We start from the raw sequence: 13,452 nt of genomic DNA, 5'->3' as shown, positions 1-13,452 counted from the left end.
AATTGCCTGGTCAAACCGGACCATCAATCGCCATTAAATTCTATTCCCTATTTCCATATAAAACAGGATTAAATAAACGTTTTCAACAGTTTTGGTAATTATTAACATCTCCACGGAAATAGCGCCTTAGAAAGCATTAAAATCCGTATCTTTGTTTTCCTTAGATAAATATAGGTTAACTAACTGATAATGAGCGAACAAGTCTTGGAAAAAGAAGAATTAAAGCACAACGAATATTCCGCCGATAGCATTCAGGTCCTTGAAGGACTTGAGGCAGTTCGAAAGCGTCCGGCCATGTACATTGGCGACATCGGCATAAAAGGTCTGCATCATCTGGTGTACGAAGTAGTCGATAACTCCATTGATGAGGCTCTTGCCGGTCATTGTAAGAATATTGAGGTTTATATTAATGCTGATAACAGCATCACAGTTAGAGATGATGGACGCGGTATTCCTACCGATATGCATCATAAGGAAGGCAAATCGGCACTGGAAGTGGTGATGACCGTTTTACATGCCGGTGGTAAATTTGACAAAGATTCCTATAAAGTTTCCGGCGGTTTGCATGGAGTGGGTGTCAGTTGCGTGAATGCACTTTCGTCCACATTGATTGCAACCGTTTATCGTAACGGAAAGATTTTTCAGCAGGAATACAATATCGGTAAACCCTTATATGATGTAAAAGTCATTGGAGATACCAATCTCACCGGAACTGAAATATTTTTCAGACCCGATGCTTCCATTTTCATCACAACAGATTATAACTACGAAACGCTGGCCACCAGAATGCGGGAATTATCCTTCCTGAATAAAGGGATCAGCATTACGCTCTCCGACCTTCGTGAATTGAATGAAGCCGGTGAAGCTGTGAACAAACAACGGTTCTACAGTGAAAGAGGACTGGTGGAATTTGTGGAATACCTCGATGCCACTCGTGAAAAGCTGATTGAAGATGTGATCTACATGGAAGGAGAAAGAGGTGGCACTCCTGTGGAAGTAGCGATGTCGTACAATACTTCTTTTAATGAAAATGTTCACTCGTATGTAAACAACATCAATACCCATGAAGGAGGAACCCACCTTGCAGGTTTCCGTCGTGCTTTAACGCGAACCCTAAAAAACTACGCAGATAAAGAAGGTCTTTTATCCAAGTTAAAGTTTGAGATCAGTGGCGATGACTTCCGCGAAGGACTAACGACTGTCATCTCCGTAAAAGTTCAGGAGCCGCAATTTGAAGGACAGACAAAAACAAAACTCGGAAACAACGAGGTTATTGGTGCTGTTGACCAGGCGGTTTCTGAAATGCTGAACAACTATCTGGAAGAGCATCCTCGTGAAGCGCGTAACATCGTCAACAAAGTAATTTTGGCTGCTACTGCCCGTCATGCTGCACGAAAAGCGCGTGAAATGGTGCAACGTAAAGGCGCATTCTCCGGCTCCGGACTACCCGGTAAATTGAGCGATTGCTCCGAACGTGACCCTGCAAAATGCGAGATATTCCTTGTCGAGGGAGATTCGGCGGGTGGAACTGCCAAGCAAGGCCGCGATCGTAATTTTCAGGCGATCCTTCCTCTGCGTGGTAAAATCCTGAACGTGGAGAAAGCCATGGATTATAAGATCTATGACAACGAAGAGATCCGAAATATCTTCACAGGCCTCGGCGTGAGCAAGGGAACAGCAGAAGATCAACGTGCACTCAATATTGAAAAATTACGCTATCACAAAGTGGTGATCATGACCGATGCCGATGTGGATGGTAGTCATATCACGACCCTGATTCTTACCTTCTTTTTCCGACATATGAAAGAACTCATCGAAGAAGGGTATATCTACATTGCCACTCCTCCGCTCTATCTCGTGAAAAAAGGAAAAGAAGAAGTGTATTGCTGGACAGATGAACAACGCATCGAAGCCATCCGCAGACTCGCCGGAGAAAAAGAAAGTACAGTGAATGTACAACGTTATAAAGGTCTTGGAGAAATGAATGCGGAACAATTATGGGAAACTACCATGCGTCCGGATACCAGAACACTTCGTCAGGTGACTATCGAAAGCGCCGCAGAAGCAGATCATATCTTCTCCATGCTGATGGGCGACGATGTTCCACCACGACGTGAGTTCATTGAGAAGAACGCGAAATATGCAAAAGTAGATATCTGATATCCACTGAAAATAATGAAAGAGGCTGTTAGGATATTTACTCCTTATAGCCTCTTTTTTGTTTCTATATCCGGATCATCCATTTCGCCGGTAGACATGATGAACTTCTCAAATTAGCATCACGCCTATTCTACTTCTACTAACTACTTCATTATCAAGATCTAATGTTATACCTGGCGCTTAAATAACTGCAACAGTCTATTCCTTTTGCCACACAATAAAAATCATATCCCGGGTACTTGTTTTGAGCCTTCTGTTTTTCCTACCTTCGCGGCTCCATTCACAATAATTTTAAAACCCTTATACCAAATGAAAGTCACTGTAGTAGGAGCAGGCAATGTTGGAGCAACCTGTGCGAATGTCATTGCAGAACGCGAACTAGTTAACGAAGTCATTCTTCTGGATATTAAAGAAGGAACTGCGGAAGGAAAATCACTTGATATGTGGCAAACAGCACCTATCAATATGTATGACACCCGTATCAAAGGGGTGACGAACGATTATTCTGCAACAGCCGGTTCAGATGTTGTAGTTATAACATCAGGTCTTCCCCGTAAACCGGGTATGAGTCGTGATGATTTAATAGCTACCAATGCAGGTATTGTGAAATCCGTAACAGAGAATATCATCAAACATAGTCCGAAGACGATCATTATTGTGGTCAGCAATCCGTTGGATGTTATGACGTATTGCTCTTACCTGACTTCAGGCTTTGACAGCAAGCGTGTATTTGGAATGGCGGGTATCCTTGACACTGCCCGTTACCGCGCTTTCCTTGCTGAGGCATTGAACACTTCACCTAAAGATATTCAATCGGTGTTGATGGGAGGTCATGGCGATACGATGGTGCCACTACCCCGCTACACCACAGTGGCAGGTATCCCGGTTACAGAACTTATCTCAAAAGAAAAGCTGGATGCTATCGTTCAACGTACAAAAGTGGGTGGCGGAGAATTAGTAAACCTTATGGGAACTTCCGCCTGGTATGCGCCGGGTGCTGCAGCCGCTCAAATGGTAGAAGCCATAGTACGTGATCAAAAGCGAATCTTCCCGGTTTGCGCCTGGTTGCAGGGTGAATATGGAATGAAAGATGTCTATCTGGGCGTTCCTGTTAAACTCGGCAAGAATGGAATTGAAGAGATCATTGAACTGAAGCTTCAGCCGGATGAAATGGATTTATTACAGAAGTCATCCGTTGCCGTGAAAGAAGTAATGTCGGTTCTCGATAAAATGACAGAGGCTGTAAAATAAAAAACAATAAAGCACCAGATAAGCCCTGCATTGTTCAGGGCTTTTTTTATGGTAAAAACTTTTCCATCTCCTCTTTAGTAGCCACCCTGCAAGTGCTCCGTCTTCCCCACCAACGGTAACGCCTTGCCGAAATAAAACGATAAACAAAATCTCGCAGCGCCGGAGGAATCAATAAAAATACAAGGGAGATGTTCCAGGGGAAACCAAGATGACCAAGTATACGAAACACGGCCGACGTATTCGAATAACATTTATCTTCTTCCACTAACAAAACAGATTCCGGCGTACTGATATTGTGTTGGGAAAACAGTCGCTTCCCTGCTTCACTTTGATTCGAAGTAAAAACAAACCTTGCCTTTTTATCCCTCTTCAGTATAAAATTCACGCTCCATGAACAGAGATTGCAATAGCCATCAAAAACAATAATTGATCGTGCTTCCATCCTACTTTCCGGATCACGTTCTCCATTTAGATTCACAATAAGAAATCGATTTAATTCTTTACCCGAACACCTACTGCATAAGGATCAACACTCACTTCGGGTTTAAAGTCAGGAACACGCTCTAATGTATTTAAATCGATGATGCTTAAATAACCATTTTTCCCGGCACAGGATGCAGCATGATGCGGTGCAGGACCACCGGTATAATTCCTGTTGGCGATGTACACCACCTGCTTTACCGGATCAACGGCAATACCATGTGGCTGCCATCCGACTTTGATCTTCTTAATTTCCGTCAATGTATTCAAATCTATAACGCTGATGGAGCCCCGCATATCCGGAAAAAAATCATCTTCTGTATTGGTCACGAAGAGCAGATTGCCATCCTCATATAAAGCAAATTCCAAGGGGACTTTGCCTACAGGTATCACTTGCACCAGCTGATCATTGGAAGTATTAAACACCCTCACCTGATTCACATTGGTATCCTGACAAGTAACAAAATACTTACTATAATCAGGACTGAAAATAATTTCATGTGGCTTCATCGGAAAGGGAAGTTGCCAGGGCCCGAGTGGATTAATATTTATATCCTGATAATTTATGATATCATTCACCGGAATTTTTAAAATCTTACTGATTTCCTGACAGGTAACGTATAGTGTATCGTCTGTCGCATTTAAAGCCACGCCATGCAGGTTTGGAGATGGATTACCCGTAATCGGAAAAGGACCAACAGTATTTGAAGTTCCGGCTTCGAGATCCACAAAGGCCACTCGTCCGCCATTGTAATCAACGGAGTATGCTTTTTTAGAATCTTTAGAGATGGTAAGTGTATTCCATCCACCTGCAATACCATTTCCAATTGGAATTGTTTTTACCAGTTGATCTGTAGCAGTACTAAATACCTGAACAATGTCGGCATTTAAAAACACCACACACCAATATAAACCATCGGGGGTCACTTTAATATTATGTGGCGATTCCGGTGGTGATGCACCCGGGTTTTGACCCACGTCTACAATTCTCATGGCTACCCTGGTATCTGCATCAAACACCGTTGCAACATCACAACCCTGATTGACCACATAAAATTTATGTCTGTTTAAGTCGTCTGAAAATTTCACAAACCCATCCTTGTTCGGTGCTCCGGCGTCAATCCAATTCTTTAATGCCATGTATTCAGCAACGGAAAGCGGATTTTCATTCACCGGCATAGTAGGTAATACCACCAACCCTAAAGTACTATCCACATTGGTAAAGTAACAGATTGTACTAAAGTCAGAACGATAAGGAATAGTGACGGCGCCATTATTGGTACCTTCAAACATTACTTCCCAATTGCTCAAATCCAATCCGGCAGCAGCATTTTTACTGATGGTATTATGACAACCTGCGGTTGCACATTTTCCGACAATAATACTTTCTACCTCTGTGGGATATCCGCTGCTCGTTACAACAACAGGCTCATACTGATCGTAGGTACAGGAGCTCAGCAGAACAAGAACAATGGCAAACCAATTATACTTCTTCATCAATCTCCTTCGGTTATGTAAACGTTCATGGAATCAATTCCGGTTACAAGTGTAGTGCTGTAAGGAAGGGCTCCTTTGCAAATCCAGTTCGAGGGATCCAGTAAGCTGTCAATACCGACTGCATAGATATAATAATTGCCACAAGTCAAACTGTCAATTGTCGCAAAGGGACTATTGGAATCCGCCGACAATTTATAATCATACTTAGTGGTGTCCTCACCGGGAAACTCAGAAGTATTGAATTTCACAAATACCCTGCATCCGGGAATGGGACGGGCATGATGCACCATTTTTACAACGAGGCTGAGGCTTCCGGTTCTTCCTTCCAGACAATTATCAATGACCTCTTCCTCCTTTTTATCTTTACAACCATAGGACAACATCACCAGTATGCCGAATATAAAAAGTAGTGACAGATTGCCTTTTAGGGGTAAATAACCTTTTGGTTTTTTCATGTACATAATAGAATAGGATCAACGTTTAATAAACTTTTGACTGAAACTTCTCTCCCCCCCCCGTCACTCTACAGAGATAGATACCGGATGGGTATGACTAGAAATCAACAGTAATATTACTGTGAATAGCCTCCCGCTGATAAATCAATTCTCCTCTGACATCAAAAAACCGGATGAGGAGTCGGTGATCAGCCGATGGACTTAGTGCAATATTTAAGAGCTGTTCTGTAGGGTTTGGGTAGAGCGTAAAGAAAGCACCGGATGAGGCAGGTTGGGCGATTGACAATGTTGCATCCTGCGTGTAAAGTACAATACCTCCTGCCAGACTACCCACAGCAAGGTCATATTTTCCATCACTGTCTACATCCGCCATTGCCGGTACCGCTACTTGTGGCTCAAAAATATTCTGAAACATGCTATCCACCAGATTGAAATTTCCTGCGAGATTCCCATCAATATTATTGTAATGATAGAGGTAGCCGCTCATCGATCCAACGATGAGCTCATACCCACTACCGTTATCAAATAAAACGGGAGCGGAAAATCCGGCGAACGAATTCCATTTCGTCACATTTAATCCGCCAAAACTGCTTGTTTCCAGGGAAAAAACAGGTACAGTAGGAGAACCGGTATTCTTATAATAATTCAGCGTGCCTGCCCTTTCGCCAATCAGGAGATCCAGATCCCCATCTCTGTCAACATCTACAAGCTGAGGTGCTGCATTGTCGCCTATATTTATGGACTGGTAATTCAGTTGAGTAAGAATAAAAATACATGGATTACCCGTTCCCGCGATGTTCTGATAATAGACCAGGTTACCATCCGATTCTCCCAGGAGCATATCTGCATCACCGTCACCATCCAGGTCACCAAACGCAGGATATATACCTAACAGACCTGTAGCTGATACTCCCGAAAAATCATCGGTCACTAGTGTATATTCTGCCTTTGTACCTGTTCCTGTATTTCTATAATATGCGATTTTCCCTACAGGAGAATTATTGTTATAATAAAAATCATTTCCTACCAGCAAGTCCTTCTTACCATCCTGATCTACATCAAAGAAAACCGGATGTGCTCCTGTACCTACTTCAATCATGCCATCAACGAGCCAACGGTTTTTCACATAGGCAAAAACGTTAGATTGATTGTTTGTGGTGTTGCGATAATACTTCACGTTATAATAATCTTCTCCTGTAAAAAAGAAATTCGAGACAATCAGATCATTGCTTCCATCGTTATTCGCATCAAAATAATGCGGGCCTGCCACATCGTTCAGATTCGCAGGAATATCATAAGAGGGAAATGCCGTGTCCTGCGCACAAACCCAGGCAGAGTCAGGAGTACCACAATTTTCAATATAGAGAAGATTGTTACCTAAAATATCACCGTTTAATATATCCTTATCGCCATCTCCATTCATATCAAGAGCCAGCAAAGTGGATCCGGCATGCCTCTGTTGCCGTGTTGCCAGTGACAAGGGACCACTTCCGGGTTCAGCTGCTTCATCAAATGGAGTTCGTGCAGAAGGATTCGCGACCCAAAGGGGACAAGTCGGCAAAACAGGAGGAAGAACAGCAGTATTGGTGTTGTTCGCTAACACAAAATATCCCCAGCATACTGGTATATTGTAATGCAGTAACTGTCCGGGCACTCCCAATGAATCCATGGAGTAACTCTTGTGACACTCCACCCATGAGCCACTGATACTAAAAGCGAGGACATCCATATCTCCATCATTATCCAGATCTGTCAATGCCGGTGCATTCACACGAGAAGCATAAATATTGGTGGAAAAACCCCCATAATGTGTTCCCATCTGATAAGTGATCGGCGTAAATGTCAAACCCGTTCCCGGGGTGTAATCATTTCGAAATAATGAAATTGCACCTCCGGCATAAGAAAACAAATCCATATCACCATCAAAATCATAGTCAAACGTTCTTATCCATCCTTCCAGATCTTTCGGAAACACTCTGGCATATTCAGGAGCATACTTATAGCTGGACATATTTGCGATGCCCAGATTAATAAAGGTATTGACTCTTAAACTGGGCGCGTCAAATTCAATCAAATCCATTTTTCCATCACCATTCAAATCCATCGTTCCAAAAACAGGTGTATTCATTCCCCCTGCCCATGCATTCTCTAATCGATTGGTATTATGGAATACCGCTATACTGGTATCCCTAAACATTGCTACCGGTTGAGCATTGATATGTACTTGCAAGAAAACGAAGCAACCAATAAGGGCAATACGGAAGTTGATCATTGTTTAATAAGTTTTTGAACTGTTACACCAAAGCCATTATTGAAATGTACCAGATACATCCCTGACGTAAGATCACTTGTATTTAGTTGCACTAATCCGGAAGTTATTTCAAGCGTCTTGACCATTTTGCCACTAATATCACTAACGCTTAAAACGCCCTTTCGGTTTATACTATCACCGTTAATTTGTATACGGCAAAAGTCGCCCGCAGGATTCGGATGAATGGTAAAATTTTGCGGTAGTTCGATTTGACTGATGGAAGAGGATGTATACTGAGAATAGAGGCGAAATCCACCGGCATTACAACCGGTCAATAAATCGTATTTTGAATCGCCATCAATATCTGCCTTGCTGAGTGTAACTCTTTTGAGCTCCTGTATACCCTGGAAAAGAGAATCCGACAATGTAAAATTTCCGGTGAGGTTCCCATCTATGTTAGTGAAATGATAAATTGCACCTTTATCAGAACCCACCAATAATTCATAACCACTCCCATTATCAAACAGGAGGGGAGCACTATATCCGGCTACTGCACCGGGCTGCAACACATTCACTCCGCCAAAATTTGCGGTATTCAGATTATAAATTGGTGCGGATGCCGTACCGGTATTTTCAAAATAATTTACCACGCCACTTCTTTCGCCAATGAGTAAATCGTTTTTCCCATCCCGGTTCACATCAATGATTTGAGGCGCACTATTGTTTCCGATATCAATACTCTGATACTGGGGAGAGGCAAAAACAAAGTTACAGGCAAGGCCAGGACCGGCTGTGTTCTGATAGTAAATTAAAGTGCCATCCGCGTTGCCCAACAGTAGATCTTCGTCATTGTCGCCATCGAGATCACCAAAAGCAGGAAAGAGTCCGTACTGGGTAATTCCTGATAAACCTAACCAATCATCAGTAACCAATGTAAACACAGGCTGCGTTGTTGTTCCGATATTTTTAAACCATGCGAGTTTTGAAAAGGCGAGGTTTGGATCAGGATTGTAGTAAAAATCATTGCCTGAAATAATATCCGTTAACCCATCTTTATCGATATCAAAAAATACAACATTTGAAGCTGTTCCCAAATCAATGGTTTCTTCCGAAAACAAACGAGGTTTAACAAAGTCAAATACATTACTGCAATTGTTGGAAGTATTCTTGTAAAAATGAATATTATTAAAATCCTCTCCTACTGTAGCAAAAGGACTCACCAGCATATCTTTTAATCCGTCATTATCCATATCCAGATAATAGGCAGCAGGAAGATTCTGCATATTAACCTGCACATCATAGACCGGGAAAGCGGAGTCTTGTGAAACTATAAAGGCAGAGTCCGGAGTACCACCATTCAATAAAAACAACATGTTTTCTCCAAGAATATCCCCATTCAACAAATCAACATCTCCGTCACAATCCTGATCAAGCGGAGTAAGCACGGAACCGGAATGTCTGCTTTTCGAAACTTCTGCACTATCACCTACCAGGTTACCGGATCTGCAATTCTGATTCAGTAAACCGATATTTGTTAAGCCGCTGAGTTTAAAATATCCCCAGCAATAAGGTTCAAGTGTAAACAGAAATCCATTGCAGGTTCCCAATGAATCCATTGCATAATTTTTATGATACTCCAGGTAATTACTTGAATTCGCAAAGGTGATAATGTCCAGATCACTGTCACCATCTACATCTACAATGGCCGGCATATTTACCTGACTCACAAAAATCGGATTATAAAAAGTACCATACCAGGAATTGATCTGATTATTAGAAATTGAAAATTGCAGTCCTGAACCGGATGAATAATCATTTCTCCAGACAAGCATTGCTGAGTTAGAATAGGTGAATAAATCCATGTCGCCGTCACAGTCATAATCAACAGAGCGTACCCAATCCTGTAAAGGAGGCAAGAGAGAGGCATAAGATGGAGCATAACTATAAGGGAAGGCACTTGCACTTCCGTTATTCAAAAAGGTGGACACTCGATTTCCTACTCTATCAAAAAAGAAAATATCCAGAATATTATCTCCATTAAAATCTACTTCTACAGGCATAATACTATTGAATCCGCCAGTCCAGGGAAAATCAAGTGTATCGCTGTTGACAACAACTTTAGGACGTTGGTCGAGAAAAAGAAAGGGATTGGTTTGTGAATGAGCAAGAGCAGTCAAACTCAGAAAAAGTACTGAGAGGAATAATAATCGCATAGTATGTATTTTGTTAATCACTTCAAAGATAAAGGTTACTATTACGAAATGTGTTCAACCTACGACTGATTTTTACACAAAAAGCACAATGAGGGCTATTTAATGAGGAAAATCATTTTTCAGCATTTCTATTCGTTGTTTTATAACTGCATAAAATGGGAAAACTCCTGCATAGTCAGAACTAATTTAAAAGCAGGCCATTTATCCCTGCCAAGCTAATTTTATGGACACAATTACATCAAATCACCGGATATTATTCACAACTACGAAAAATCAATAGGATCGTTTTCAATTAATGCAGTACTTTCGTTCCTCATTACAGAAAAGATGCCCTCCTTCGATATTGTAAACGAAATCGACCTTCAGAAACTTGATAATGCCATCAATGTTGCCATCAAGGAAATCTCATCCCGATATGACTTTCATGGCTCTAAAACCGAGGTCGAACTTGACAAAAAGACATTCATCATCAATGTTTTAACAGAAAACGACATGCGGGTGAAAGCCATTCAGGACATCCTGATTTCACGAATGATGAAGCAAGGCATTGATGCTCAGGGCTTAGATTTCGGAAAAGAACATTATGCCAGTGGAAACATGCTCAGAAAAGAAGTGACTGTGAAAAAGGGAATCGATAAAGAAACTGCAAAAAAAATTGTTAAAATCATAAAAGACAGTGGCTTAAAGGTACAAGCCTCCATTATGGACGATCAATTAAGAGTCACAGGAAAGAAGCTGGATGATCTTCAGGCCTCGATGTCTTCCGTCAAAGCCGCCAATATTGGGATTCCATTACAATTTACAAATTTTAGAAACTGATGCCCGCTATGGGCGCATTCGTTTAAAAAACAAGACCTTATTTGGGGCAAATAGAAGCCTGTATGTCAAACAATAGTAACATTCATCCCCTTCCACAACAATTTATTAACCTTTTGCAGTTTTAAGGTTCGTGGGGATTCCTTATTATTGTCGCCCCTTAATATTAGAAAAACATAAACTTAATAACCATTAAAAAAACAAAACGAACATTATGAGTCAGAACAAATCAGGATCCGGCATCCGGGGATGCTGGCCGCCATTGTGATTCCGGCCGCCTCAATTCTCTCGTGGATCATTTTCAAGTTTATTCTGGGAAGTCCGGGTAATTTCCAGGACAACAATCCAGACCTGAATCCACTACCAGGCAACTATTTGGGAATGATGTACAAAGGTGGATTTATTGTACCAATTCTTATGGCTCTTTTAGTCATTGTTATCACGTTTGTAATTGAGCGTTTTGCAACTGTTGCCAAATCAAAAGGTAGTGGAAACATCGACAGTTTTGTACACAAGGTTCGTGCAGCTCTTAGCAAAGGAGATATTGATGGTGCAAGAAAGGAATGTGAACGTCAGAAAGGTTCCATTGCTGCGGTTGTCAGTGCAGGTCTAAACACCTATAAACAGATGGAGGCTGAGAAAGGGCTGGATAAAGAGCATAAGATAGCGGCCATTCAAAAAGAAATTGAAGAGGCTACTACACTTGAACTCCCCATGCTTTCCAAAAACCTGATCATCATCTCTACTATTGCTTCTATTGCCACCCTGATGGGACTGCTTGGAACAGTAATCGGTATGATTCGTGCGTTCGCAGCACTTGCGCAAGCCGGAGCTCCGGATGCGATAGCGTTAGCAACAGGTATCTCTGAAGCCCTGATCAATACCGGTCTCGGAATCGGTACTTCTGCTATTGCAATTATCTTTTACAACTACTTCACTAATAAAATTGATTCAATTACTTATGGAATTGATGAAGCCGGATACTCTATTGTCCAGACTTTCACTACCCGTAACTAATTCAATCATTTACTAAACGCTAAAAAAGAGACGTATGCCTAAAGTGAAGATGCCAAAAAAGGGTCCATCCCTCGACATGACGCCGATGGTGGATCTGGCCTTCCTCCTGGTGACGTTCTTCATGCTCACCACCCAGTTTCGCCCGGACGAGCCTGTTATTATTGATTCACCAACCTCCATTTCGGAAAAAATTCTTCCTGAAAAAGTAATGGTTGTCAGTATCGATAAACAGAACCGTATCTTTTTTAATCTGGAAGGCAAGGAACTCCGGAAAAGTATGCTGGAGCAAATGGGTAATAAATATGACGTGAAGTTCGAAGATAACGATTTAAAGAGGTTTTCAGTAATGACCACCTTTGGAATGACTGTTCAACAATTAAAACAGTACCTTCCATTAAACGAGGAAAAACGCAAAGATTTCATGAAGCAAAGTCAGGGAATTCCATTTGACTCACTTAATAATCAACTGGGCGATTGGATTCGCTTTGGTCGATTAGCTGATGCACAAATCAATGGTGAGAAAGACAGGGATAAACAGATGCGATTTGCCATTAAAGGAGATGCTGAAGCTAATTATACCTCTGTTAAACGCGTTATCGATATATTCCAGGAAATGAAGGTGAATCGCTTCAATTTGATTACCTCATTAGAAGATAACCCTAACCAATAATCTTGATCCAAGAAAATGGCAGAAGTACAAAGCAACGAACAGGACTCCGGGAAGAAAGGGGGGAAACATAAAAAAGTCAGAGCTAAAAAGCAGAGTACGCACATCGATATGACTCCGATGGTGGATCTGGCCTTCCTGCTCCTGACGTTTTTCATGATGACCACTACCTTTGGTAAGCCAAAGACCATGGAGATCAATATGCCCGTGAAGCCTGAGAATGAAACTAAAACAGAAGTGAATAACGCGGTAACTGTTTTGCTCAGTGGTGATAATAATATCTACTGGTATTTTGGAGAATTAAAACCGGAAACTACACTTACGCCTACCAATTATTCAAATGATGGCCTGCGAAAGGTGTTTTTGGACTACAACAAATATGCGTTTGATAAAATCATGCAACTTCGCAAAGAGGGGGTAGCCAACAACGTTGCGGATACCACCTTAAAGCGATTAGAAGTAGATGTGAAGGGAGAAAAAAAGGCGCTCATGGTGCTGGTGAAAGCGGACGACAAAGCTTCCTATAAAAATGTAGTGGATGTTTTAGACGAACTCAATATCACCATGGTAGGCAAATATGCGATTGTTGATTTAGCACAGCAGGAATTTGAAATGATTAACAAACTCAACCCGGCAAAATAATAT

Annotated in this window: 11 protein-coding genes; 6 read left to right on the top strand and 5 right to left on the bottom strand. The window is 41.6% G+C overall.

Annotation, left to right across the window (positions count from 1 at the left end; genetic code table 11):
- Positions 1-189: 189 nt before the first annotated feature.
- Positions 190-2,160, top strand: a complete 1,971-nt coding sequence (gyrB, locus tag IPJ86_08560) for a DNA topoisomerase (ATP-hydrolyzing) subunit B (protein MBK7887341.1) — start codon at positions 190-192, stop codon at positions 2,158-2,160.
- Between the two features lie 309 nt (positions 2,161-2,469).
- Positions 2,470-3,411 (top strand): malate dehydrogenase, encoded by a 942-nt coding sequence (gene mdh / locus IPJ86_08555; GenBank protein ID MBK7887340.1) that lies wholly within the window; start codon positions 2,470-2,472, stop codon positions 3,409-3,411.
- Between the two features lie 46 nt (positions 3,412-3,457).
- Here the strand turns inward: mdh and IPJ86_08550 are convergent, their stop codons facing one another.
- The 5 genes from IPJ86_08550 to IPJ86_08530 form a co-directional block, all read right to left on the bottom strand.
- Entirely contained in the window at positions 3,458-3,889 is a 432-nt protein-coding gene (locus IPJ86_08550; GenBank protein ID MBK7887339.1) for a DUF393 domain-containing protein, read from the bottom strand.
- A 14-nt stretch (positions 3,890-3,903) separates the two neighbouring features.
- A complete protein-coding gene (locus tag IPJ86_08545; GenBank protein MBK7887338.1) occupies positions 3,904-5,388 on the bottom strand; it encodes a hypothetical protein in 1,485 nt (494 codons plus the stop codon).
- Entirely contained in the window at positions 5,388-5,843 is a 456-nt protein-coding gene (locus IPJ86_08540) for a hypothetical protein (protein ID MBK7887337.1), read from the bottom strand. The genes IPJ86_08545 and IPJ86_08540 overlap by 1 nt, the downstream gene beginning before the upstream one ends.
- Before the next feature lie 97 nt (positions 5,844-5,940).
- Entirely contained in the window at positions 5,941-8,115 is a 2,175-nt protein-coding gene (locus IPJ86_08535) for a VCBS repeat-containing protein (GenBank protein MBK7887336.1), read from the bottom strand.
- The gene (locus tag IPJ86_08530; GenBank protein ID MBK7887335.1) at positions 8,112-10,307 is read right to left on the bottom strand and encodes a T9SS type A sorting domain-containing protein; all 2,196 of its coding nucleotides are present in this window, start codon (positions 10,305-10,307) and stop codon (positions 8,112-8,114) included. Before IPJ86_08530 ends, IPJ86_08535 begins: the two co-directional genes overlap by 4 nt.
- A gap of 327 nt (positions 10,308-10,634) precedes the next feature.
- On the opposite strand from IPJ86_08530, the gene IPJ86_08525 reads away from it, so the two are divergent.
- The 4 genes from IPJ86_08525 to IPJ86_08510 all read left to right on the top strand — a co-directional run bounded on the left by IPJ86_08525 (position 10,635) and on the right by IPJ86_08510 (position 13,449).
- The gene (locus tag IPJ86_08525; GenBank protein MBK7887334.1) at positions 10,635-11,126 is read left to right on the top strand and encodes a YajQ family cyclic di-GMP-binding protein; all 492 of its coding nucleotides are present in this window, start codon (positions 10,635-10,637) and stop codon (positions 11,124-11,126) included.
- A gap of 246 nt (positions 11,127-11,372) precedes the next feature.
- Complete coding sequence (locus IPJ86_08520; GenBank protein ID MBK7887333.1) at positions 11,373-12,140, top strand: MotA/TolQ/ExbB proton channel family protein; 768 nt, start codon at positions 11,373-11,375, stop codon at positions 12,138-12,140.
- A 34-nt stretch (positions 12,141-12,174) separates the two neighbouring features.
- Positions 12,175-12,810: a biopolymer transporter ExbD gene (locus IPJ86_08515; protein MBK7887332.1), complete on the top strand. Its 636-nt coding sequence runs from the start codon at positions 12,175-12,177 to the stop codon at positions 12,808-12,810.
- Positions 12,811-12,825: 15 nt separating this feature from the next.
- A complete protein-coding gene (locus IPJ86_08510; GenBank protein ID MBK7887331.1) occupies positions 12,826-13,449 on the top strand; it encodes a biopolymer transporter ExbD in 624 nt (207 codons plus the stop codon).
- The last annotated feature ends 3 nt before the right edge of the window (positions 13,450-13,452 follow it).

This window comes from Bacteroidota bacterium, assembly GCA_016713925.1.
Lineage (GTDB): Bacteria > Bacteroidota > Bacteroidia > AKYH767-A > OLB10 > JAJTFW01.
This window is presented reverse-complemented; position numbering and strand designations above follow the sequence as displayed.

Bases quoted from the DNA above. Each gene is read 5' to 3' on its own strand.
- gyrB (MBK7887341.1), top strand. From the start codon at position 190: ATGAGCGAACAAGTCTTGGAAAAAGAAGAATTAAAGCACAACGAATAT.
- mdh (MBK7887340.1), top strand. From the start codon at position 2,470: ATGAAAGTCACTGTAGTAGGAGCAGGCAATGTTGGAGCAACCTGTGCG.
- IPJ86_08545 (MBK7887338.1), bottom strand. From the start codon at position 5,388: ATGAAGAAGTATAATTGGTTTGCCATTGTTCTTGTTCTGCTGAGCTCC.
- IPJ86_08540 (MBK7887337.1), bottom strand. From the start codon at position 5,843: ATGAAAAAACCAAAAGGTTATTTACCCCTAAAAGGCAATCTGTCACTA.
- IPJ86_08535 (MBK7887336.1), bottom strand. From the start codon at position 8,115: ATGATCAACTTCCGTATTGCCCTTATTGGTTGCTTCGTTTTCTTGCAA.
- IPJ86_08530 (MBK7887335.1), bottom strand. From the start codon at position 10,307: ATGCGATTATTATTCCTCTCAGTACTTTTTCTGAGTTTGACTGCTCTT.
- IPJ86_08525 (MBK7887334.1), top strand. From the start codon at position 10,635: ATGCCCTCCTTCGATATTGTAAACGAAATCGACCTTCAGAAACTTGAT.
- IPJ86_08520 (MBK7887333.1), top strand. From the start codon at position 11,373: ATGCTGGCCGCCATTGTGATTCCGGCCGCCTCAATTCTCTCGTGGATC.
- IPJ86_08515 (MBK7887332.1), top strand. From the start codon at position 12,175: ATGCCTAAAGTGAAGATGCCAAAAAAGGGTCCATCCCTCGACATGACG.
- IPJ86_08510 (MBK7887331.1), top strand. From the start codon at position 12,826: ATGGCAGAAGTACAAAGCAACGAACAGGACTCCGGGAAGAAAGGGGGG.